This window comes from Thermomonospora umbrina (genome assembly GCF_003386555.1).
In the GTDB taxonomy this organism is placed as follows: domain Bacteria; phylum Actinomycetota; class Actinomycetes; order Streptosporangiales; family Streptosporangiaceae; genus Thermomonospora; species Thermomonospora umbrina.
The window spans coordinates 333,676-353,435 of record NZ_QTTT01000001.1; the positions used below are offsets into that span (position 1 = coordinate 333,676).

General features: G+C 74.7%; 15 protein-coding genes. 7 read left to right on the forward strand and 8 right to left on the reverse strand.

The window, feature by feature from the left end; translation table 11 throughout:
- Positions 1–21: 21 nt before the first annotated feature.
- Positions 22–582, forward strand: a complete 561-nt coding sequence (locus tag DFJ69_RS01605; protein ID WP_116020823.1) for a 3'-5' exonuclease — start codon at positions 22–24, stop codon at positions 580–582.
- Here the strand turns inward: DFJ69_RS01605 and DFJ69_RS01610 are convergent.
- Positions 579–2,024 carry an MFS transporter gene (locus DFJ69_RS01610; protein WP_245973922.1) on the reverse strand — a complete coding sequence of 482 codons (1,446 nt, stop codon included), beginning with the start codon at positions 2,022–2,024 and terminating at the stop codon, positions 579–581. The two genes, DFJ69_RS01605 and DFJ69_RS01610, sit on opposite strands and share 4 nt — an antisense overlap.
- A 62-nt stretch (positions 2,025–2,086) precedes the next feature.
- Between DFJ69_RS01610 and DFJ69_RS01615 the strand changes: the two genes are divergently transcribed.
- Positions 2,087–2,725, forward strand: coding sequence for a TetR/AcrR family transcriptional regulator (locus DFJ69_RS01615; RefSeq protein ID WP_211328477.1), 639 nt, complete (start codon positions 2,087–2,089; stop codon positions 2,723–2,725).
- 3 nt (positions 2,726–2,728) lie between these two features.
- Here the strand turns inward: DFJ69_RS01615 and DFJ69_RS01620 are convergent, their stop codons facing one another.
- Positions 2,729–3,766, reverse strand: a complete 1,038-nt coding sequence (locus DFJ69_RS01620; protein WP_116026323.1) for a mechanosensitive ion channel family protein — start codon at positions 3,764–3,766, stop codon at positions 2,729–2,731.
- A 114-nt stretch (positions 3,767–3,880) separates the two neighbouring features.
- Between DFJ69_RS01620 and DFJ69_RS01625 the strand changes: the two genes are divergently transcribed.
- Positions 3,881–5,527, forward strand: coding sequence for a CocE/NonD family hydrolase (locus DFJ69_RS01625; RefSeq protein ID WP_116020824.1), 1,647 nt, complete (start codon positions 3,881–3,883; stop codon positions 5,525–5,527).
- Here the strand turns inward: DFJ69_RS01625 and DFJ69_RS01630 are convergent.
- Together DFJ69_RS01630 and DFJ69_RS01635 are read right to left on the reverse strand one after the other, a co-directional pair.
- A complete protein-coding gene (locus tag DFJ69_RS01630; protein WP_116020825.1) occupies positions 5,496–5,963 on the reverse strand; it encodes a peroxiredoxin in 468 nt (155 codons plus the stop codon). The genes DFJ69_RS01625 and DFJ69_RS01630 overlap by 32 nt on opposite strands.
- Positions 5,964–5,979: 16 nt before the next feature.
- Positions 5,980–7,176: a benzoate/H(+) symporter BenE family transporter gene (locus tag DFJ69_RS01635; RefSeq protein WP_116020826.1), complete on the reverse strand. Its 1,197-nt coding sequence runs from the start codon at positions 7,174–7,176 to the stop codon at positions 5,980–5,982.
- Between the two features lie 57 nt (positions 7,177–7,233).
- On the opposite strand from DFJ69_RS01635, the gene DFJ69_RS01640 reads away from it, so the two are divergent.
- Positions 7,234–7,839: an XRE family transcriptional regulator gene (locus DFJ69_RS01640; RefSeq protein ID WP_116020827.1), complete on the forward strand. Its 606-nt coding sequence runs from the start codon at positions 7,234–7,236 to the stop codon at positions 7,837–7,839.
- On the opposite strand, the gene DFJ69_RS01645 is transcribed toward DFJ69_RS01640, so the two are convergent.
- Together DFJ69_RS01645 and DFJ69_RS01650 are read right to left on the reverse strand one after the other, a co-directional pair.
- Positions 7,824–8,465 carry a histone deacetylase gene (locus DFJ69_RS01645; protein ID WP_116020828.1) on the reverse strand — a complete coding sequence of 214 codons (642 nt, stop codon included), beginning with the start codon at positions 8,463–8,465 and terminating at the stop codon, positions 7,824–7,826. The two genes, DFJ69_RS01640 and DFJ69_RS01645, sit on opposite strands and share 16 nt — an antisense overlap.
- Positions 8,462–11,689 (reverse strand): AfsR/SARP family transcriptional regulator, encoded by a 3,228-nt coding sequence (locus DFJ69_RS01650; protein ID WP_116020829.1) that lies wholly within the window; start codon positions 11,687–11,689, stop codon positions 8,462–8,464. The genes DFJ69_RS01645 and DFJ69_RS01650 overlap by 4 nt, the downstream gene beginning before the upstream one ends.
- 69 nt (positions 11,690–11,758) lie before the next feature.
- Here DFJ69_RS01650 and DFJ69_RS01655 point away from each other — a divergent pair, with 69 nt between their 5' ends.
- The 3 genes from DFJ69_RS01655 to DFJ69_RS36025 all read left to right on the forward strand — a co-directional run bounded on the left by DFJ69_RS01655 (position 11,759) and on the right by DFJ69_RS36025 (position 17,831).
- Positions 11,759–13,327 (forward strand): MFS transporter, encoded by a 1,569-nt coding sequence (locus DFJ69_RS01655; RefSeq protein ID WP_116020830.1) that lies wholly within the window; start codon positions 11,759–11,761, stop codon positions 13,325–13,327.
- A gap of 157 nt (positions 13,328–13,484) precedes the next feature.
- Positions 13,485–14,741 carry a glycosyltransferase gene (locus tag DFJ69_RS01660; protein ID WP_116020831.1) on the forward strand — a complete coding sequence of 419 codons (1,257 nt, stop codon included), beginning with the start codon at positions 13,485–13,487 and terminating at the stop codon, positions 14,739–14,741.
- Between the two features lie 99 nt (positions 14,742–14,840).
- Entirely contained in the window at positions 14,841–17,831 is a 2,991-nt protein-coding gene (locus DFJ69_RS36025; protein ID WP_116020832.1) for a helix-turn-helix transcriptional regulator, read from the forward strand.
- Here DFJ69_RS36025 and DFJ69_RS01670 read toward each other — a convergent pair.
- Positions 17,828–18,805, reverse strand: a complete 978-nt coding sequence (locus tag DFJ69_RS01670; protein ID WP_116020833.1) for an ABC transporter ATP-binding protein — start codon at positions 18,803–18,805, stop codon at positions 17,828–17,830. The genes DFJ69_RS36025 and DFJ69_RS01670 overlap by 4 nt on opposite strands.
- A 102-nt stretch (positions 18,806–18,907) precedes the next feature.
- Positions 18,908–19,648, reverse strand: coding sequence for a thioesterase II family protein (locus tag DFJ69_RS01675; protein WP_116020834.1), 741 nt, complete (start codon positions 19,646–19,648; stop codon positions 18,908–18,910).
- Positions 19,649–19,760 lie beyond the last annotated feature (112 nt).

Below are 19,760 nucleotides of genomic sequence, written 5' to 3' on the forward strand. Positions count from 1 at the left end.
ACGATCGCTAGCGTGCCCGGCATGGAACCGTTCGGACGACTCCTCAACGTCGTGGACGTGGAGGCCACCTGCTGGACGGGCCGACCTCCGCAGGGGCAGATCCACGAGATCATCGAGATCGGGCTCTGCGTGGTGGACCTGGACTCCCGGGAACGGGTGGCGCGCCACCGCATCCTGGTGCGCCCCGAGCGTTCCCGGGTGAGCCCGTTCTGCACGGAGCTGACGGGCCTCACCCAGGAGGAGGTGGACGGCGGCGTCCCGTTCGAGGAGGCCTGCGCGATCCTCGAACGCGGGCACCATGCGCGTTCCCGGCCCTGGGCGAGTTGGGGGGACTACGACCGCAAGCAGTTCGAGCGACAGTGCGTCGAAGGGGTCGACTACCCGTTCGGCGCCCGGCACACCAACGCCAAGGCCGCGTTCTCCCTGGCGTTCGGGCTGTCGCGCAGGCTGGGGATGGCCGGCGCGCTCGAACACGCGGGGCTCCCCCTGGAGGGCCGCCACCACAGCGGCGAGGACGACGCGTGGAACATCGGCGCCCTCGTCCTGGAGATGGCGGCCCGTGACGCCTGGCCCGGCCCCTAGCGCTCCGCAGGCGCGGCGGGGCGGATCCGCAGCACCGTCACGGCGATCACCAGGGCGATCGCCAGGAACGCCGCCGCCGCCCCGAAGGCGGTGCTCATCCCCTCGGCCAGGGCGTCCCCCGACGTCGCGGTGGAGCCGCCCGGGGTCGCGGCCCCGAACACGGTGACCAGGACGGCCAGCCCCAGGGACCCGCCGGTCTGCTGCATGGACTGCAGGGCCCCCGACGCCGCGCCGGAGTCCTCGGGCGGCACCTCGGCGAGGATGGTCGTGTTGATCGGCATCACCGCCAGCCCCGCGCCGAGGCCGAAGAGCAGCAGCGGCCCGACGATCCCGATGCCGTAGCCGCCGTCCGCCTCGAGCAGGGTGAGCCAGCCGAGGCCGGCGACCAGCAGCGCCAGGCCGCCGACGATGAGCCGCCGGGCGCCGAAGCGGGCCAGGAGCCGAGGGGCGAGCCTGGCGACGACGAACAGCGGCACCGTCAGCGGAAGGAACCCGACACCGGCCTCCAGCGGGCTCATCCCCTGGACCTGCTGCAGGTACAGGGTGAGGAAGTAGAACATGCCGAACATCCCGGACGCGAACAGCAGCATGATCGCGTAGGAGGCGCCCCGGTCGCGATGCGCGAACAGCCACAGCGGGGTGAGCGGCTGGGCGGCCCGGCGCTCCACGGCGACGAAGGCCCCCAACAGCGCGAGGGCGGCGGCCAGCGCAGCCCAGGCCACCCGGTCGTCCCAGCCGGACTCGGCGGTGCGGATGAACCCGTAGACCAGCGCGACCATCCCGGCCGTGGAGGTGACGGTCCCGGTCACGTCGAAACGCCCCCGGCGCCGTTGGGGCTCCCGCACGTAACGGGGGGCCAGCAGCACGATGGCCAGGCCGATCGGCACGTTCACGAACATCACCCAGCGCCAGGACGCCCACTCGGTGAGCATGCCGCCGCCGACGAGGCCGAGCGAGGCCCCGCCGCCGGACACCGCCGAGAACAGGCTGAGCGCGCGGGCCCGCTCGCCGCCCTGGAAGTTGGTCACGATGAGAGCGAGTACGCTGGGCGCGGCGATCGCGGCACCGACACCCTGCGCGGCGCGGGCCGCGAGCAGCCATCCGGCCGAGGTCGCGAAGCCGCCCACCAGGGAGGCGAGGGTGAACAGCAGGACACCCGAGATCAGGGTGCGGCGCCTGCCGAGGATGTCGCCGGCGCGCCCGCCGAGCAGCAGCAGGCCGCCGAAGGCGAGGGTGTACGCGTTCTGCGTCCACGACAGCCCGGTGGCCGAGAAGTCCAGGGAGCGCCGGATCTCCGGCAGGGCGACCGTGACCACCGTGGCGTCCATGATGACCATGACCTGGCAGGCGAGGATGATCGCGAGGGCGAGGGCGGGGTGACGCGCCCGCCGGTCGGGGGTGGCGGCCCCCGGCACCGGCTGCGTCGTCGCGGACGTCGACACGAGAAACCTCCGGGATCGACAAATAGGGAACGGAAGCGTTCACTACGAGGGGAAGGTAGCAGGTGCCCGCCGAGAAGGGAACGGGATCGTTCACTAAGCCTCCGGAGGGCCCACCTTCGGGGGGTCCCGGCACGCGCCGGCGCGGCGGCGCGCTGGAGTCGGCGATCTTCGACGCCGTCTTCGAGGAGATCCACGCGGTCGGCTACGGCCGGCTGACCATGGAGGGCGTGGCGACGGCGGCGCAGACCGGCAAGGCGGCGCTCTACCGCCGGTGGAACTCCAAGGACGAGCTGATCCGCGACGCGCTGCTGCACGCCCTGCCCGACCCCGCCGCGCTGCCGTTCCACGACTCCGTGCGCGAGGATCTGATGGAGCTGCTGCTGTGCCTGCGCACCACGGTCGAGGTGACCAAGGGCGCGACGTTCCAGATCCTCAAGGCCGAGACCATGAAGGACGGCCGGGGGCTGCTGCACGCCGTGGTGCGGGAGCGGGTCACCGATCCGCTCAAGGACCTGATCGAGCAGGCCCTGCGTCGTGGCGCCGAGCGCGGCGAGGTGCGGCCCGAGGCGGCGACCCGCCTGGTGGCGACCGTCGGTCCCGCCATGGTCACCGCGTACTGCCTCACCGACGGCACCGACGTGCCCGACGAGTACCTGCGCGCGGTCGTCGACGAGGTCCTCATGCCGCTGCTGCGGCCGTAGATCTCAGACCGGGGGGTCGCCCGCGAAGATCAGGTTCCGGGTGGGCAGCGGGATCTCGATGCCCTCGACCCGGAAGCGGGCGTGCAGCCGCTTGACGAACTCGTGCTTGACCACGAACTGGTCGTTGAACTCCTGGGTGCGCAGGATCACCGTGAACTCGATGGCCGAGTCGCCGAAGGTATGGAAGCGCACCAACGGTACATAGTCGGCGACGGCGCCCGCGACCTCGGACATCACCTCGGCGCCCACCTCGACGGTCACCTTCTCCACGTGCTCCAGGTCGCTGCCGTAGCCGACCTTGGCCGGGATCAGGATGCTCATCTCCTGTGCCGGCTGGTGGAAGTTGGTGAGGATGGCGTCGGCGAACCGGGCGTTCGGGACCACCACCAGGTTGTCGTCCAGCGTGCGGATGGTGGTCTTGCGCCAGTTGATGTCGACGATGTTGCCCTCCTGGCCGGTGCTCAGCCGGACCAGGTCGCCGGGCTCCACCGTCTTGGACGCCAGGATGTGCACCCCGGCGAACAGGTTGGCCAGCGTGTCCTGCAGGGCCAGCGCCACCGCCAGGCCGCCGACGCCCAGCGCGGTGAGCATGGGGGTGATCGACACGCCCACGCTCTGCAGCAGGACCAGGGTGCCCACCACCAGCACCACGGCGCGGGTGATGTTGGCGAAGATGGTGACCGACTGGGAGACCCCCGACCGGCCCGCCCCCACCTCGGAGACGATCCCGGCCGCCAGCCGGGCCCCGGCCAGCGAGACCGCGAAGATGATCACGGCGACCAGGATCGAGCCGATCACCTCGCGGACGCCGGGCCGGAACCCGATCGTCAGCACCGCCGCCCACAGGCCCGCACTGGCGGTCAGCACCACCGCCAGGTCGCGCAGCAGCCGGGCGAGCAGGTCGTCCCACGCCCACCGAGTGCCCTCGGCGCGCTGGGTGAGCCGCGTCAACAGCGTCCGCAGCACCACCCCGACCAGCACGGCGGACGCCACCACGACGGCGCCCACCATGACCCGTCCCCATTCCACCGGATCAGGCACGTCCACCCGTTCTGTCGAGAAAGCCGGATTCGCGATCGCCTCGATCGTAGCGAGCACCGCACGACGCGGCGGGCACTCCGGCTGAACCGGGACATGCGGGGTAGCCTGGATGAAATGGGGGGTTCGGGACTCATGCGCCGGCTGGGGGCGGGCGCGCTTCGGTTGCCCCAGGGGCCGCACCGGGTGGATGTCGACCGCGACCTGCCGGTGCCCGCCCCGGACGGCGTCACGCTGCTCGCCGACCGCTACGCGCCGGTCGGCCTCGATCGTCCGCCGACGATCCTGGTCCGCTCGCCGTACGGGCGGCGCGGACCGTTCGGGCTGATGTGCGGGTACGCGTTCGCCACCCACGGGTTCCAGACCGTGGTGCAGAGCGTGCGGGGCGGGTTCGGGTCGGGCGGCGTGTTCGCGCCGCTCGACGAACGCGAGGACGGTCTCGCGACGGTGGCGTGGCTGAAGGAGCAGCCGTGGTTCGGCGGCACCTTCGCCATGCACGGCCCCAGCTACCTCGGCTATGTGCAGTGGGCGGTCGCCGCCGACGCCGGGCCGGAGCTGAAGGCCCTGTCGATGCAGGTGACGGCCTCGCAGTTCCGGGACGCGATCAACCTCGGCGGCGGGTTCGCCCTGGAGTCCACGCTGACCTGGGTGGACCTGACCACGCGGCTGCGCACCCCGCTGGGCGGGCTGGCGGCCGGGGTGATGTCACCGCGCCGGGCCCGCCGGGCGGCGCTGTCGGGACGACCGCTGGTGGAGCTGGACGCGCTGGCCACCGGCGCGCCCGTGCGCTTCTTCCAGGATCTGCTCGCCAACGGCCCGGACACCCCGTTCTGGGACAAGCGCGACTTCAGCCCGTCGGTGACCGACGTGCGCGCCCCGGTCAACATGACGGGCGGCTGGTACGACGTGTTCCTGCCGTGGCAGTTGGAGGACTACGCGGCGCTGCGGGCGGCGGGACGCGACCCGTACCTGACGATCGGCCCGTGGTGGCACTCCGAGCCCCGGCTGATGCGCGACTCGATCCGCGAGTCGCTGCGGTGGTTCCGCGCCCACCTGCTGGACGACCCGTCCGAGCTGCGCGACCTGCCGGTGCGGCTGCACATCACCGGCTCCGGGGAGTGGCGCGACTTCCCCTCGTGGCCGGTGCCGGGCGTCGACGAGCGGCGCTGGCATCTGCAGCCGTCCGGCGCGCTGTCCCCCGACGGCCCGCCGGTGTCCGAGCCCGACGCCTACCGGTACGACCCGACGCATCCGACGCCGTGCATCAGCGGGCCCTCCCTGCTGGGCGACTGCGCGCCCGCCGACCAGCGCCGGCTGGAGGCCCGCCGGGACGTGCTGACGTTCACCTCGCCGCCGGTCGAACGGGGTGTGGAGGTCATCGGCCCGGTCCGCGCCGAGCTGTACGTGCGCTCCGACCGGCCGCACCACGACGTCGTGGTGCGGCTGTGCGACGTGGCGCCGGACGGGGTCTCGTTGAATCTGTGCGAGGGCATGCGGCGGTTGACCCCCGGCGTCGCCGAGCCGGACGGGGACGGCGTCCGCAAGGTCGTCGTGGAGCTGTGGCCGGTCGGGCACCGGTTCCGGCCCGGGCATCGGATGCGCGTCCAGGTGTGCAGCGGCGCCTATCCCCGGGTGGCCCGCAACTCCGGGACGGGCGAGCCGCTGGGCGCGGAGACCGCCTGGCCGGCCTCCCGGCAGGAGGTCTTCCACGAGCCGGGGAGGCCGTCGGCGATCATCCTCCCGGTCGTGCCGGCCGCGCCTTGAGGGCGGCCAGGGCCCGATCGGCGTGGACGCTCATCCGGATCTCGCTCTTGACGATCTCCAGAACGCGGCGGTCCGTGTCGATCACGAACGTCTGCCGCTTGGTCGGGGCCAGCGCGAACCCGCGCCGGACGCCGAAGCGCCGGGCGACCGCGCCGTCCTCGTCGCTGAGCAGCGGGTAGCCGAGGGAGTGCCTGCCGGCGAACTCCCGCTGTTTGTCGACCGGGTCGGAGCTGATGCCGACCGGCCGCCCGCCGACCGAGGCGAACTCGGCCGCCAGGTCGCGGAAGTGGCACGCCTCCGCGGTGCAGCCCGGGGTCATCGCGGCCGGATAGAAGAACAGCACCACCGGGCCCTCGGCCAGCAGCGCGCCCAGCGTCCGCTCGTCCCCGTTCTCGTCGGGGAGCTCGAAGTCGTCCACCACGTCACCGACGTTCATGCACGCAAGTATCGCCTTACGGGGTGGGAGCGGGCGCGGTCGGGGCCTCCTCAACGGCGGGCGCGGCCCGGCGGTGGTGCAGGAGCAGCAGTGACGCGCCGGCCAGCAGCCCCCAGAAGGCCGCGCCGACGCCCGCGATGGTGACGCCGGACGCGGTGACCGCGAAGGTGACCACGGCGGCCTCGCGCCGGTCCGGGTCGGCGACGGCCGCGCCGACCGCCGAGGCCAGCGCTCCCAGCAGCGCCAGCCCCGCCACCGCCTCGATCAGGACGGGCGGGGAGGCCAGCACCAGGGCGGTCGCCAGTCCCGAGCCGAGCCCGAGCACGATCATGGTGCTTCCGGCGGTGACCGAGGCGATCCAGCGGCGCTCCGGATCGGGGTGGGCGTCCGGGCCCGCCGCCAGCGCGGCCGTGATGGCCGCCAGGTTGATCGCGTGCCCGCCGAACGGGGCGGCGACGGCGGTGCCCGCCCCGGTGCCCACCAGCAGCCCGCGCAGCTCCGGCCGGTAGCCGTACCCGGCGAGGACCGCCATGCCCGGCACGTTCTGCGAGGCCATCGTCACCAGGTAGAGCGGGAACGCGATGCTGATGAGGGCGGCCGGGCTCCACTGCGGCATCGTGGGGGTGACGGCCGGCAGCAGTCCGACACCCTCCAGATCGGCCCCGCCGTCGATCCCGATCGCCACGGCCGCCGCGGCCAGCGCCCCGGGCACCGCCCACGGCCGGGCGAACCGACTGAGCAGCGCCCACACGAGGACCACCGGGATCGCCATCATCGGCACCTCCGCCACGGCCCGCGCGGGCGCGACGCACAACTCCAGCAGCACGCCGGCGAGCATGGCGGCGGCCAACGGCTGCGGGATCGTCGCGATCCACCGTCCCAACGGCGTGAACAGGCCGGTCACCGCGATCAGCAGTCCGCACACGAGGAACGCCCCGACCGCCGCCGCGAACCCGCCCTCGACCGCGCCGGTGGACACCAGCAGCGCCGCGCCGGGGGTGGACCAGGCGATGGAGATCGGCATCCGTCGTCGCAGCCCGAACCAGATCGCCGCCGCACCGCCCGCCGCGCACAGCGCCAGCAGCCCCGAGGCCGCCTGCCCCGGATCCGCCCCGACCGACCGCAGGCCCGCCAGCACGACCGCGAACGAACTGGCGAACGCGACCAGCCCGGTCACGATCCCGGCCAGCAGAGGTTGTGTCACCCGCCCCATGGCCCGCCTCCCGCCCGTTCCATAGACGGAACGGTCCGTCTGCGGAACGATAGCCGCATGCGAACCAGCGGGACAAACCGGGCAGCGCTCGAGGTGGACGCCGACGAACTCGCCGCCGTCGGGCGACGACTCCGCACCCTCCGCGAGGCCCGCGGACTGTCCCTCTCCGAACTGGCCCGTCGAGCCGGCATCGGCAAGGCCACCCTCTCGGGCCTGGAGGCCGGCACCCGCAACGCGACCCTGGAAACCCTCTGGTCGGTCACCGCCCAACTCGACGTCCCCCTGGCCACCCTCCTCGCATCCCCCTCCCCCCGGACCACCCCCACCCCCGCCGAGGTCGGGGCTCGGGCGTTCCCCCTTGTGCGGGGGGAGGCCGTCGAGGCGGTGTTGCTGGAGGTCTTCGAGGACGCGGGGGTGACCTACGAGCTGTATCGGATCCGGCTTCCGGCGAGGTCGTCGCAGGTTTCGCCCGGGCATCCGGTCGGCGTCACGGAGCACCTCACCGTGTTCTCCGGCGGCCTGCGGGCGGGGCCGGTGGCGTCACCGCTGGTGGCGGGCCCGGGAGAGCACATCTCGTGGCGGTCGGACGTTCCCCACGGGTACGAGGTCGTCGGTGACGAGGACGTTCACGCGAGTCTGCTGATGCGCTATCCGCGGCGCTGATCCGGCTCGCCGGCGTTCAGCAGGCCCGTGACGGTCTCGTGGGTCCAGCCGTCGCGGGCCCCGGGGCATGCGGCGAGGTAGGAGGCGGTACGCGCGGTCGTCCAGCCGTGCGATTCGCGCAGGCCCCGGCCCAGCATCGTCAGGTAGGGCGCGGACGGGGCGTTCAGTTCGGCCTCGCCGGCGCCGTGCGGGGCGGTGAAGGTCAGCATGGGGTGTCCGTCGGCCTCCCCCACCTTGAGGACGGTCTCGTACCGGCCGGGGCCGAGCCGCTGGCGTCCGCTCTCGGTCGCCTCCGACAGGTCGAGGTCGACGCCCACCTCCCGTCGCATCTCCTGGGCGACGACGTCGGCGAACTGGCCCAAGGTGAGCAGGTAGGCGCGGGCGGCGGTGCGGGAGGGCAGCGCGGGGTCGTAGAACGCCATGCCCCCGCCCCAGGTGAGCGAGGTCAGCGCGAAGTAGATGCCGCCGGGCAGCGTCATCGGTCGCTCCGCACGGGCGGGTGAGGTGTCGCGGCAGCCGGTGTAGTGGCGCGCACCGCCGGTGGGCCGCCCACCGGAGAGGTAGCAGCGGAACCGCTCGCTCGCCAGGTTCGACCCGTACGCCACGTACCAGACCCTGCCGCTCACCCTTCCAGTATGTCCTCCGCCGGCAGGGACCCGCCCCGGCCGTATTCGGCCAAGAACGCCGCCTCGCCCAGCGCGGCGCGGGCCCGGTCGGCGGCGCGGTCGACGTCCGGCCGCTCCCCCGGGGCCGCCGGTGCGCCCGCCGTCTCCCTGGCGGCGGCCGCGGCGCCCAGCAGCCGGGCCGCGCGGACGGGGTCGCCCGCGAGGGCGTGCGCTCCGGCGAGCCCTTCGAGGGACAGCGCGACGGCCCGCGCGTCGCCGAGCGCCACGGCCGCCGCGTGCCCTTCGGCGTGCCTGCGCAGGGCCGTCGGGGCGTCGCCGCGCAACTCGGCGACGAACCCCAGCTCGGCCCAGATCAGCGCCGCCGTGCCGGGTTCGTAGCCGAGGCGGCGATGCCAGTCGAGGACGCCGCACAGCAGGGTCTCCGCGGCGTCGAGATCGCCCCGGCGGCGGGCGGCGCGGCCGAGGCCGACCTCGGCCAGGTTGACGACGAGCCGGACCGACTGCGCCGCCGCCATCCGCCCGGCCCGGGCGAACAGCTCCTCCGCACGCCCGTGGTCGCCGCTCAGCAGGGCGTTCTCGGCCAGCCCGCACAGCAGGAACGGCACGTCGCAGGACAGCTCCAGGTCCTCGGCGATGTCCATGGCCTCTCGGCGGATCCGCTCGCCGCGCGGGAGGTCGCCGGCGATCTCGGCGACGGACGCGAGGTTGTCCAGCGACTGCAGCCGGCCCCAGCGGTCGCCCAGCTCGCCGAACAGCCGCATGCCGCGCTCGGCGGCGTGGCCCGCGGCCCGCAGGTCGCCGCGCGCCATGGCGTTCCAGGCCCGGACGGACAGGGCCGCGGCCGTGCCCCACCGCTCGCCCAGGGCCTCGAACCCCTCCAGGGCCCGGCCGGCCAGCGCGTCGCTGGCGGCGGCGTCGCCGAACCCGGACAGCCCGGCCCCCAGCGCCCACTGCGCCCACGCCAGGTCCCGCGGATCGTCGAACGCCTCGACGTGGCGCAGGGTGTCGCGGGTCAGGGCATGGGGGTCGGCCCCGTCGCGCAGGACCAGCGCGGTCGCCGCCCGCCAGACCACGGCGCGGGCCCGGGCGGCGGCGGGCACCGGCGCGTCCAGGTCGAGCACCGCGTCCAGCGAACGCCGCGCCTCACCGAACCGGCCTCGCAGGTACCAGTACCAGGACAGCCCGTTGACCAGTCGGAGCGCCGTCCCGGCGGCCTCCTCCCGCAGGGCGGTGCGCAGGGCGGCCCGCAGGTTGCCGGACTCGGCGTCCAGGACGCCGAGCCACCGGCGTTGGTCCGCGCCCCGCAGATGCGGGTCGGCCTCCTCGGCGAGGTCCGCGTAGTGGCGGGAGTGCCGCTCGTGAACGGCGTCGGACTCGCCCGCCTCGCGGAGCCGTTCCAGGCAGTAGGCGGACACCGTCTCCAGGAGCCGGTAGCGGGGGCCTTCGGGGCCCTCGGTCATGACCAGCAGCGACCGGTCCACCAGGCGCGACAGCAGGCCCAGGACGTCGCCGGGCGCGACACGGTCGCCCGCGCAGGTCCGCTCGGCGGCCTCCAGGGTGCAGCCCCCGGAGTGCACGGCCAGCCGGCGCAGGACGGCGCGCTCGGGGTCGCCGAGCAGGTCCCAGCTCCAGTCGATCATGGCGCGGAGGGTGCGCTGTCGGGTGGGGACACCGCGCCGGCCCTCCGCCAGCAGCGGGAACCGGTCGTCGAGCCGGGCCGCCACCTCGCGCACCCCCACCGCGCGGACCCGTCCGGCCGCCAGTTCCAGGGCCAGCGGGATGCCGTCCAGCCGCCGGCAGATCGCCGCGACCGCGGCGGCGTTGTCCCCGTCGAGCCGAAAACCGGGGGACGCGGCGGCGGCCCGCTGCACGAACAGCCGCACGGCGCTGAACGTCCCGAGCGTGTCGGGGTCGTCCGCGCCCTCGGGCCCGGGCGGATCCAGCGGCGGCACCAGGTGCACCCGCTCGCCGGGCACCGCGAGGGGCTCCTGGCCGGTCGCCAGGATCCGCAGTCGGGGGGCGGCGCGCAGCAGGGCCTCGGCGAGCGCGGCGGTGGGCTCGACCACGTGCTCGCAGTTGTCGAGCAGCAGCAGGACGTCGAGGTCGTGCAGCGCCTGCGCCAGCCGGTCCGCCGAGAGGCCGCCGTTGCCGTCCGGCGGGGACGGGACCGGGTGATCGCGCAGGCCCAGCGCCGCCGCCACCAGGTCGCCCACCTCGGCGACCCCTGCGGAGGGCCCCAGGGTGGCCAGCTCGACCAGGAACACGCCGTCCGGGAACGCGGCGCGCATCCGGCCGGCGGTCTCCAGGGCGAGCCTGGTCTTGCCCACCCCGCCGGGACCGGTGAGGGTGACCAGGCGGCCGGTCTCCAGTGCGGCGGCGACCTCGCACACCGACGCGCCCCGGCCGACCAGGTCGGTCAGCGGCGCGGGCAGCGGCCGGGCCGTGACCGGCGCGCGGGACGGCGGAGGGCCCGGGTCGAGGTCGGGGTCGCGCCGCAGCATCCGCTGGTGCAGCTCGGTCAGCTCCGGGCCCGGATCCAGGCCCAGCTCCCCCGCCAGGCGCTCGCGCAGCTCGCGGTAGCTGTCGAGGGCCTCACCGGGACGCCCGGCGCGGTACAGGGCCCGCATGTGCGCGGCGCGGAGCCGTTCCCGCAGGGGATGGCGCGCCACGAGATCGGCCAGCTCGGCCACCAGCGCGGCGTGCTCGCCGAGGGCGAGCCGGGCGTTCAGGCGTTCCTCCAGGGCGGCGAGCCGGCGCTCCTCCAGGCGGACGACCGCCGGCCGGGCGAACCCGGAGTCGGCGAACTCGGCGAACGCGGGGCCGCGCCACAGGGCCAGCGCGTCGCCCAGCACGCTCGCCCTGGTGCGGGGGTCGTCGGCGGTCCGGGCGAGCGCGGCCAACTCCTGGAAGCGGCCCGCGTCCACGGCGTCGGCGGGGACGTCCAGCGCGTAGCCCGGGGCCTGCGCGACCACGAGCTTGCGGGCGCCGGGCTCGGCGTCCTCCAGGGCGCGGCGGAGCTGGGACACCTTGGTGCGGAGCACGCCCGCCGGATCGGCGGGCAGCCGGTCGCCCCACAGATCCTCGATCAGCCGGTCGGCGGACACCGGCCGGCCCTCTTGGGCCAGCAGCGCGGCGAGCAGGGCCCGGACCTTCAGCTCGGGGACCGTCACCGGCTGGTCGTCCGCCGTCCAGACCCGCAGCGGACCCAGCACCCCGAAGCGCATGAGACCAACGCTAGTGCACCGAAACCCGGCCAGAACCCGGCCAGAACCCGGACACGGCACCGTGGGGGCATGTCATCCACCACCACGACCAAGGCGGGGAGGCGGGAGTGGATCGGGCTGGCCGTGCTGGCGCTGCCGACCCTGCTGCTGTCCCTGGACGTCAGCGTCCTCTACCTGGCCCTGCCGGAGCTGAGCGCCGAACTGCGGCCCACCTCCGCCCAACAGTTGTGGATCATGGACGTCTACGGGTTCATGATCGCCGGCTTCCTGGTCACCATGGGCACCCTCGGGGACCGGATCGGCCGCCGCCGACTGCTGATGATCGGCGGGTCCTTCTTCGCGGCGGCCTCGGTCCTGGCCGCCTACTCGACCTCGGCCGAGATGCTGATCGCCACCCGCGCCGTGCTGGGGATCGCCGGGGCCACCCTGATGCCGTCCACGCTGGCGCTGCTGGCCACCATGTTCGCCGACGCGCGGCAGCGGTCCGTCGCCATCGCCGTGTGGATGAGCTGCTTCATGGCGGGCGCGGCGGTGGGACCGGTCGTCGGGGGCGTGCTGCTGGAGTGGTTCTGGTGGGGTTCGGCGTTCCTGCTGGGGGTGCCGGTGATGGCGCTGCTGCTGGTCGCCGCGCCCGTCCTGCTGCCCGAGCACCGCGACACCGGCGCCGGCCGCCTCGACCCGGCCAGCGTGGTGCTGTCGCTGGCGGCCCTGTTGCCGACGATCTACGGGCTCAAGGAGGCGGCCGAGCACGGCCTCGGCGCGGCCGCGCTCGCCGCCCTGGTCGCCGGGATCGCCTTCGGGGCGCTGTTCGTGCGCCGGCAGCGGTCGCTGGCCGATCCGCTGATGGACGTGAGCCTGTTCCGCAACAGGGCGTTCACGGCCTCTCTCGGGATCCTGCTGTTCGGCATGGCGGTCACGGGCGGCGGCTACCTCTTCGTCTCGCAGTACCTGCAGCTCGTCGAGGGGATGTCGGCGATCTCCAGCGGGCTGTGGCTGGTGCCGTCGGCGGTGGGCATCATCGTCACGTCCATGGCGGCGCCGGTGCTGGCCCGCCGCGCCCGGCCCGCGACGGTGGTGGCGGTGGGACTGGCGATGTCCGCCGCCGGGTACGCCGTCCTCGCCCAGACGGGTTCGGACGGGGTCACCTGGCCGACCATGGTCGGCTTCGTGCTCGGCATGGCCGGGACGGGCCCGCTGGGGGCGCTGGGCATCGGACTGGTGGTCGGCTCCGTGCCGGCCGAACGGGCCGGTTCGGCGTCGGCGCTCTCGGAGACGAGCGGCGAACTCGGGATCGCGCTGGGCGTGGCGGTGTTCGGGAGCATCGGCACCGCCGCGTACCGCGGCGACGTCACCGTGCCGCCCGGAGTCCCCGCCGACGTGGCGCAGGAGGCCCGCGACGGCCTCGCCGGGGCGGTGGGCGCGGCCGAGCGCGCCACGGGCGCACAGGCGGCAGCGATCCTCGACGGGGCCCGCGACGCCTTCACCGGCGGCCTGAACACGGTCGCGGGGGTCGGCGCCGTGACCTTCGCAGCGCTGGCCGTGCTCGCCATGGTGCTGTTGCGGCAGGTCGGGACCATCGGAGAGGAGGCGCACGAGACCACGACCGCCGAAGAGGAACGAACCCGGACGCTCTCCTGACCCCTGCCGGAGAGGCGTGGATCACACCAATCCGCGCAAAAGATCCGGGCTTCGCATGTTTGGTGACGAACGGCCTTGGAAACAAGGATCACCGTGGGTGTCTAAGACGCAGATACCTCCTGGTTCCTTCCCCTTGTGTGAAACCCGGAGGCCGCGCATGCCCTCGTCCCTGAACATCGCCCTGGTCACGATGGCCGATCTGACGACCGACCCGGCGGGCGCCGACGTCCATGCCGTCCATGTGACCGAGCTGGCCCGTGCCCTCGGCCGTCAGGGGCACCGGGTCACCGTCTACACCCGGCGCACCGACGGGGACTCCCGCGCCCGCACGAGGCTCGGCGCGGGGGCCACGATCGAGCAGTTGACCGCGGGACCCGCCCGCAGCCTCGACGAGAAGCACACCCTGCCGCACGTCCGAACGTTCACCGAGGAGTTGTCGCGCCGCCTGGCCGAGCCCCGGCAGCGTCCCGACCTGGTCCACGCCCACGGCTGGCTGGGCGGGCTCGCTGCCTACGCCGCCGTTCAGGACACCGACATCCCCTTGGTGCAGAGCTTCCACGGACTGGGCGTGGTGGAGTGCCGCCGCCCCGGCGGCCCGAACGCCGTTCACCCTGCGCGGGTGCGGATCGAGCGGGCCCTCGGCCGCGGTGTGACGGCGGTGCTGGCCGGATGCGAGAACGAGGCGGACGAGCTGGTCCGGATGGGCGTGGCGCGCCCCCGGATCGCCGTCGTGCCGTACGGGGTGGACGGCGAGCGGTTCCGTCAGACGGGTCCGGTGATGCCGCGCGGAAGGCGACCCCGCCTGGCCATGGTCTGCGGTGACCTGGCCAACGGCGGCGTCGCCACCGCGATCCGCGCCCTGGTCCACACGCCCGACGCCGAGCTGGTCGTGGCGGGCGGCCCGGCCCGCGAGGACCTGGAGAACGACCCGACCGTCCTGCGGCTGCGGACCCTCGCCAAGGAGCTGCACGTCGACGACCGCACGATCTTCCTGGGCCGACTGCCCCGCAAGGACGTGCCCAAGCTGCTGCGCACCGCCCGCCTCGCGCTCTGCCTGGCCCCGCACCAGCCGTCCGGGATGGCCCCGCTCGAGGCCATGGCCTGCGGCGTCCCTGTCGTCGCGGTCCCGGCCGGGGCCAGCGCCGACAGCGTGCTGGACGGCGTGACCGGGCTGCACGTGCAGGCCGGGCGGCCGGTGTCGCTGGGCCGTGCGCTGCGCCGCCTGCTGGCCGAGGAGACCACCCTGTCGGCCTGGTCGATCGCCGCCGCCGACCGCGCCCATTCCCGCTACGCCTGGGAGCGGATCGGCGCCGAGGCCGCCCGCGCCTACGCCCGGCTCCTCCCCGAGCCGGAGCCCGAGCCCGTCGTCGCCGCCGAGGAGGACGAGACCGAGACGGTGACCGCGGGCGTCTGAGCCCACCGGCCCGCGGCGGCTCCCGGCACCCGCCCTGGGAGCCGCCGCTTCCCGTCCGGGCCCGTTCCACCGGCCGGTACCCTCGCAGAGACGCCCGACATGGACGGTCATGGGCACCTGAGCACCGTGACCGCCCCGGGCCTCGGAAGCGGACGGGAGGCGCTGTTGGCCCGCGACGGGCTGATCGGCAGACGCGAAGAGCTCGGCACGCTGGTGGCCGCGCTGGACCGGGCGACCGCCGGACAGTCGGAGGTCGTGCTGGTCAGCGGGGACGCCGGGGTCGGCAAGTCCCGGCTGGTCGGCGAGCTGTGCGACATCGCGCGCTCCCGGGGCGGCCTGGTGCTGGTGGGGCAGTGCGCCGAGCTGGGCGAGACCATGCCCTACCTGCCGCTGGCCGACGCCCTGTGGACCGCGATCCGCGACCCGCTCGTCCCGGCCGAGGGGGCGGCGGCGCTCCGGGGGGCGCTGGAGGCCCGTCCGGTGCTGGGCAGACTGCTGCCGGACGGCGCCGGCGAGACCGGCGGGGACGCCTCCGACCTGGCGCAGCAGCGGCTGTTCGGGGCGGCGCTGGGGCTGCTCGGGGAGCTGTCGGACGCCCGCCCGGTGGTGCTCGTCCTGGAGGACCTGCACTGGGCCGACCACTCCACCCGCGATCTGCTGACGTTCCTGAGCCGGGTGCTCCAGCGCGAACGCGTCTGCCTCATCGGCACCTACCGCTCCGACGACCTGCACCGTCGTCATCCGCTGCGGCCGTTGATGGCCGAGCTGCAGCGGCTGCCCGGGGTGTCGGCCGTGGAGGTGCGCCCGTTCGGCCGGGAGGAGACGGCGGGGTACCTGACCACGCTGCAGGGCGGCGGCCTCGCCCCCGAGGTGGTCGACCGGGTCCACGCACGGTCGGAGGGCAACCCGTTCTACGCGGCGGAGCTGTTCGCGGCGGCGGCCGAGGGCGAGGAGCTGCCGCCCGCGCTGGCCGACCTGCTGCTCGCCCGGGTGGAACGACTCCCGGAGACCGCGCGGCGGCTCGTACGGGTCGCCGCCGTGGCCGGACGCCGTGTCGACGACCGCCTGCTCCGCCAGGTGGCGGGCCTGGGCGAGGCCGAGGGCGAGCAGGCCCTCCGGGAGATCGTGTCCCACCAACTCCTGCTGCCCGACGGACACGACGGCTACGCGTTCCGGCACGCGCTGCTGCGCGAGGCCGTCTACGGCGACCTGCTCCCGGGGGAACGGACCCGGCTGCACGCCGCGTTCGCCGCGCTGCTCGGCGCGGGCGACGGGCACTCGGCCGCCGAGCTGGCCCATCACAGCCTCGCCGCGCACGACCTGCCCGCCGCGTTCGCCGCCTCGGTCGACGCCGCCCGCGAGGCCGAGCGGGTCGGGGCCCCGGCCGACGCCCACGAGCACTACGACCGGGCGCTGTCGCTGTGGGACGCGGTGCCCGACCCGGAGCGCACCGCCGGCACCGATCGGGTGCGGCTGTCGCTGCGGGCGGCGGCGGCCGCCGCGTCGGCGGGCGCGCTCCGCCGCGCCAAGCACCGGGTGTCCCGGCTGGTGGAGGCCGTCGACCCCGCCGACCCGCCGCTGCTCAGCGAGGTCCACGAACGGCTGGCGTACTACCTCGGCGACCTGGACCAGGTGGAGGGCTCCATCGCCGCCGCCCGGACCGCCCTCGACCTGCTGCCCGAGGATCCGCCGACGCCCCAGCGGGCCCGTGCCATGGCCACCCTCGCGCGGTCGCTGATCTGGTACGGCGAGGAGGCCGGGGTCGACGAACTGGTCGAGGAGACCATCGCCGCCGCCCGCGCCACCGGGGCCGCCGACGCCGAGGGCAGCGCGCTGATCTCCCTCGGGCTGATCAGCGAGCCCCGCAGCGCCGTCTCCGGGGCGAAGGAGTGGTACTCCGAGGCCTGGCGGCTGGGGCTGCGGTCCGGCGACATGCAGGTCGCGCTGCGCGGCGCCTTCCAGCGCGCCCGCGCGATGTTCGACCGCGGCGACCTGGCCGACGCCCGGGACGCCATCGCCGAGGGCGTGCGCTTCACCCTGGAGGCCGGGCTCGGCTGGAGCACCTACGGCACCAACATGCGGTACATGCAGTTCCTGGTCCACTACACCATCGGCGACTGGGACGAGGCGTCCCGCATCGCCGACTCGTTCGGCGTGCGGGTCGTGGACGGCGGCGAGGCGCAACTGTCGAGCTTCGCGCTGTTCCTCGACGTCGCGCGGGGCTCGGACACGGCGCGCGAACGGCTCGGCTGGCTCGCGGCGCTGTGGGACGAGCACGACTTCGTCCAGTACATGGCGCGCACCCAGTCGGCCGAGATCGCGCTGTGGTCGGGCGACCCGGCCGCCGCGATCGACCACGCCGAGGCCGCCCTGGGTGTCCTGCTCTCCCACGACCCCGCGGTGATCAGGGTCGCGGCGACGGGGCTGTGGGCCTGGGCGGACCTGGCCGTCCGGGCCCGTTCCGCCGGCGACACGGCCGCCGCCGAGAAGGCGCTGCGGGCGGCCGACGTCCTGATGGCGCGGGCCCGGGAGGGCGCGACCGGCACCGCCCACGGGCATCCGCGCAACTGGCTGGGCGACGAGGGGCTGGCGTGGCTGGCGCGGGCGGAGGCCGAGTGGCACCGGGCGCGCGGCGACGACGGGCCCGCCCACTGGCGCGCGGTCGTGGACGCCTTCGACTACGGGTTCGACTACGAGGTGGCGCGCTCCCGGTGGCGGCTGGCCGCCTCGCTGGCCGAGCACGGCGACCGCGAGGCGGCGACGGCGGAGTGGCGGCTCGCCGTCGCGACCGCCGACCGGCTGGGCGCGGCACCGCTCCGCCGTGCGCTGGACGACCTGGGACGGCGCGCCCGTCTGGCGGACGCGCGTCCCGAGACGAGCGGCGACGGGCCGCTGGCGGGCCTGACGGGTCGAGAGCGCGAGGTGCTGGCGCTGGTGGCCCAGGGCCTCGGCAACCGGGAGATCGCCGCCCGGCTCTACATCTCGCCCAAGACCGCCAGCGTCCACGTGTCGAACATCCTGGCGAAGCTCGGCGTCGCCAGCCGCACCCAGGCCGCCGCCGTCGCCCTCCGCGAGGAGCCGTCCCGCTAGGCCGGGGCGCGCGGGGCCTTCAGCAGGTCCCAGTCGGCCATCCAGTCGCGGCCCTGATCGTCGATGAAGGAGCCCGGCGGCGGCCGGACCCCGTGTTCGCGCAGCCACGCCCCGGGCCGGCGCATGGTGCGGCGGGGGCGTCCGTCGCTCGGCATGAGCTGCGGCGGGATCGGCAGGGGCGGCGGCACCTCTCCCTCCGCGCGGACCCCGTCCTTCTCCTCCGCCATGCCGATGGGCCCCTCGCGGCGGGCGTTGAAGAACTGGCGGACGGCCGGATGGCCGCTGGTCAGCACCATCTCGCGGGGCCCGAACAGCACCAGGTCGCGGCGGAACAGCAGACCCAGGTTGTCGGGCAGGACCCGGGCGGTGCCGACGTCGTGGGTGACGATGAGGAAGGTCGCGCCGAGTCGGGCGTTGAGGTCGACGAAGAGCTGGTTGAGGTAGGCGGTGCGGACCGGGTCCAGGCCGGAGTCGGGCTCGTCGGCGAGGATGATCTCCGGGTCGAGGACCAGGGCGCGGGCGAGCCCGGCGCGCTTGCGCATCCCGCCGGAGATCTCCCCGGGGAGCTTGCCCTCCGCGCCGGACAGCCCGACCATGTCGAGCTTCTCCAGCACGATCCGGCGGATCTCCGACTCGCGCTTGCGGGTGTGCTCGCGCAGCGGGAACGCGATGTTGTCGAACAGGTCCATGGAGCCGAACAGGGCGCCGTCCTGGAAGAGCACCCCGAACCGGCGGCGCATCTCGTACAGCTCGTGCTCCTCCAGCCGGGGCACGTCGTCGCCCTCGACGTAGATGTGGCCCCGGTCCGGGCGCAGCAGCCCGACCAGCGTCTTGAGGAACACCGACTTGCCGGTGCCCGACGGGCCCAGCAGCGCGGAGATCTCACCCGCGGGAACGGAGAACGAGACGTCCTCCCAGATGACCTGCCGTCCGAAGGATTTCCTGAGCCCTTCCACCCTGATCTCGACGCCCATGGCGACTCCCTGGGAGCCGGGGGCGGCGTGCGGCGGCCCGAGAACCGGCCCCCGTGCCCTGACGGTAAATCGGACGCCTGAGCTTGGAAAGCCCCAAAACGGTCAGCGCTGCACGTGGAGCGTGCAGAGGATCTCGCCGACGACGTCGGGCATGCGGGGCACGAGGTAGAAGTGGTCGCCCTCCAGGACGCGGAGGGCGAACCCGCCGTCGGTGACCTCGGCCCAGCCCCGCGCGTCCTCCTCGCCCACATGCGGGTCGGAGTCGCCGACCAGCGCGGTGATCGGGGTGCTCAGACCGGGGCCGGGGCGGCGCTCGTACTCCTCGACCAGGCGGAAGTCGTTGCGCACGTACGGCAGCACGAGGTCGCGCATCTCGGGGTCGGCGAGCACCACGGCGTCGGTGCCGCCCAGCGCGGTCAGCGCGGCGATCACGCCGTCGTCGTCGCGGTCTGCGACCCGGTCCTCCTCACGCCGGCCGCGGCGGTGCGGCGGCCGGGCCGCGGAGACGAACAGGTGCACGGGGGCGACGCCGCGCTCCTCCAGCAGCCGGGCGGTCTCATAGGCCACCAGGGCGCCCATGCTGTGCCCGAACAGGGCGGCGGGCCGGTCCATCAGCGGGGCCATCGACCCGGCGATCAACCGGGCCAGCCGGTGCGCGTCGTCGACCAGCGGCTCGGCGAGCCGGTCGGCGCGGCCCGGGTACTGCACGGCGTGGACCTCGACCGCCGCGCCGGTCTCCTTGGCCCAGGCGCGGTAGGCGACGGCGGAGCCTCCCGCGTGGGGGAAGCAGAACAGCCGCAGCGACGCCCACGGGCGCGCCTCCGCACAGCGGAACCACGTCATGAGGACGGACGCTCCCGGGCCTCCCGCACCACGGACATGCGGTCGTCGGCCTCGAAGTGGTCGCGCATGGGGGTCGTCCTCTCCACGGGGGTGCGTGGACAGGCTATCGGCG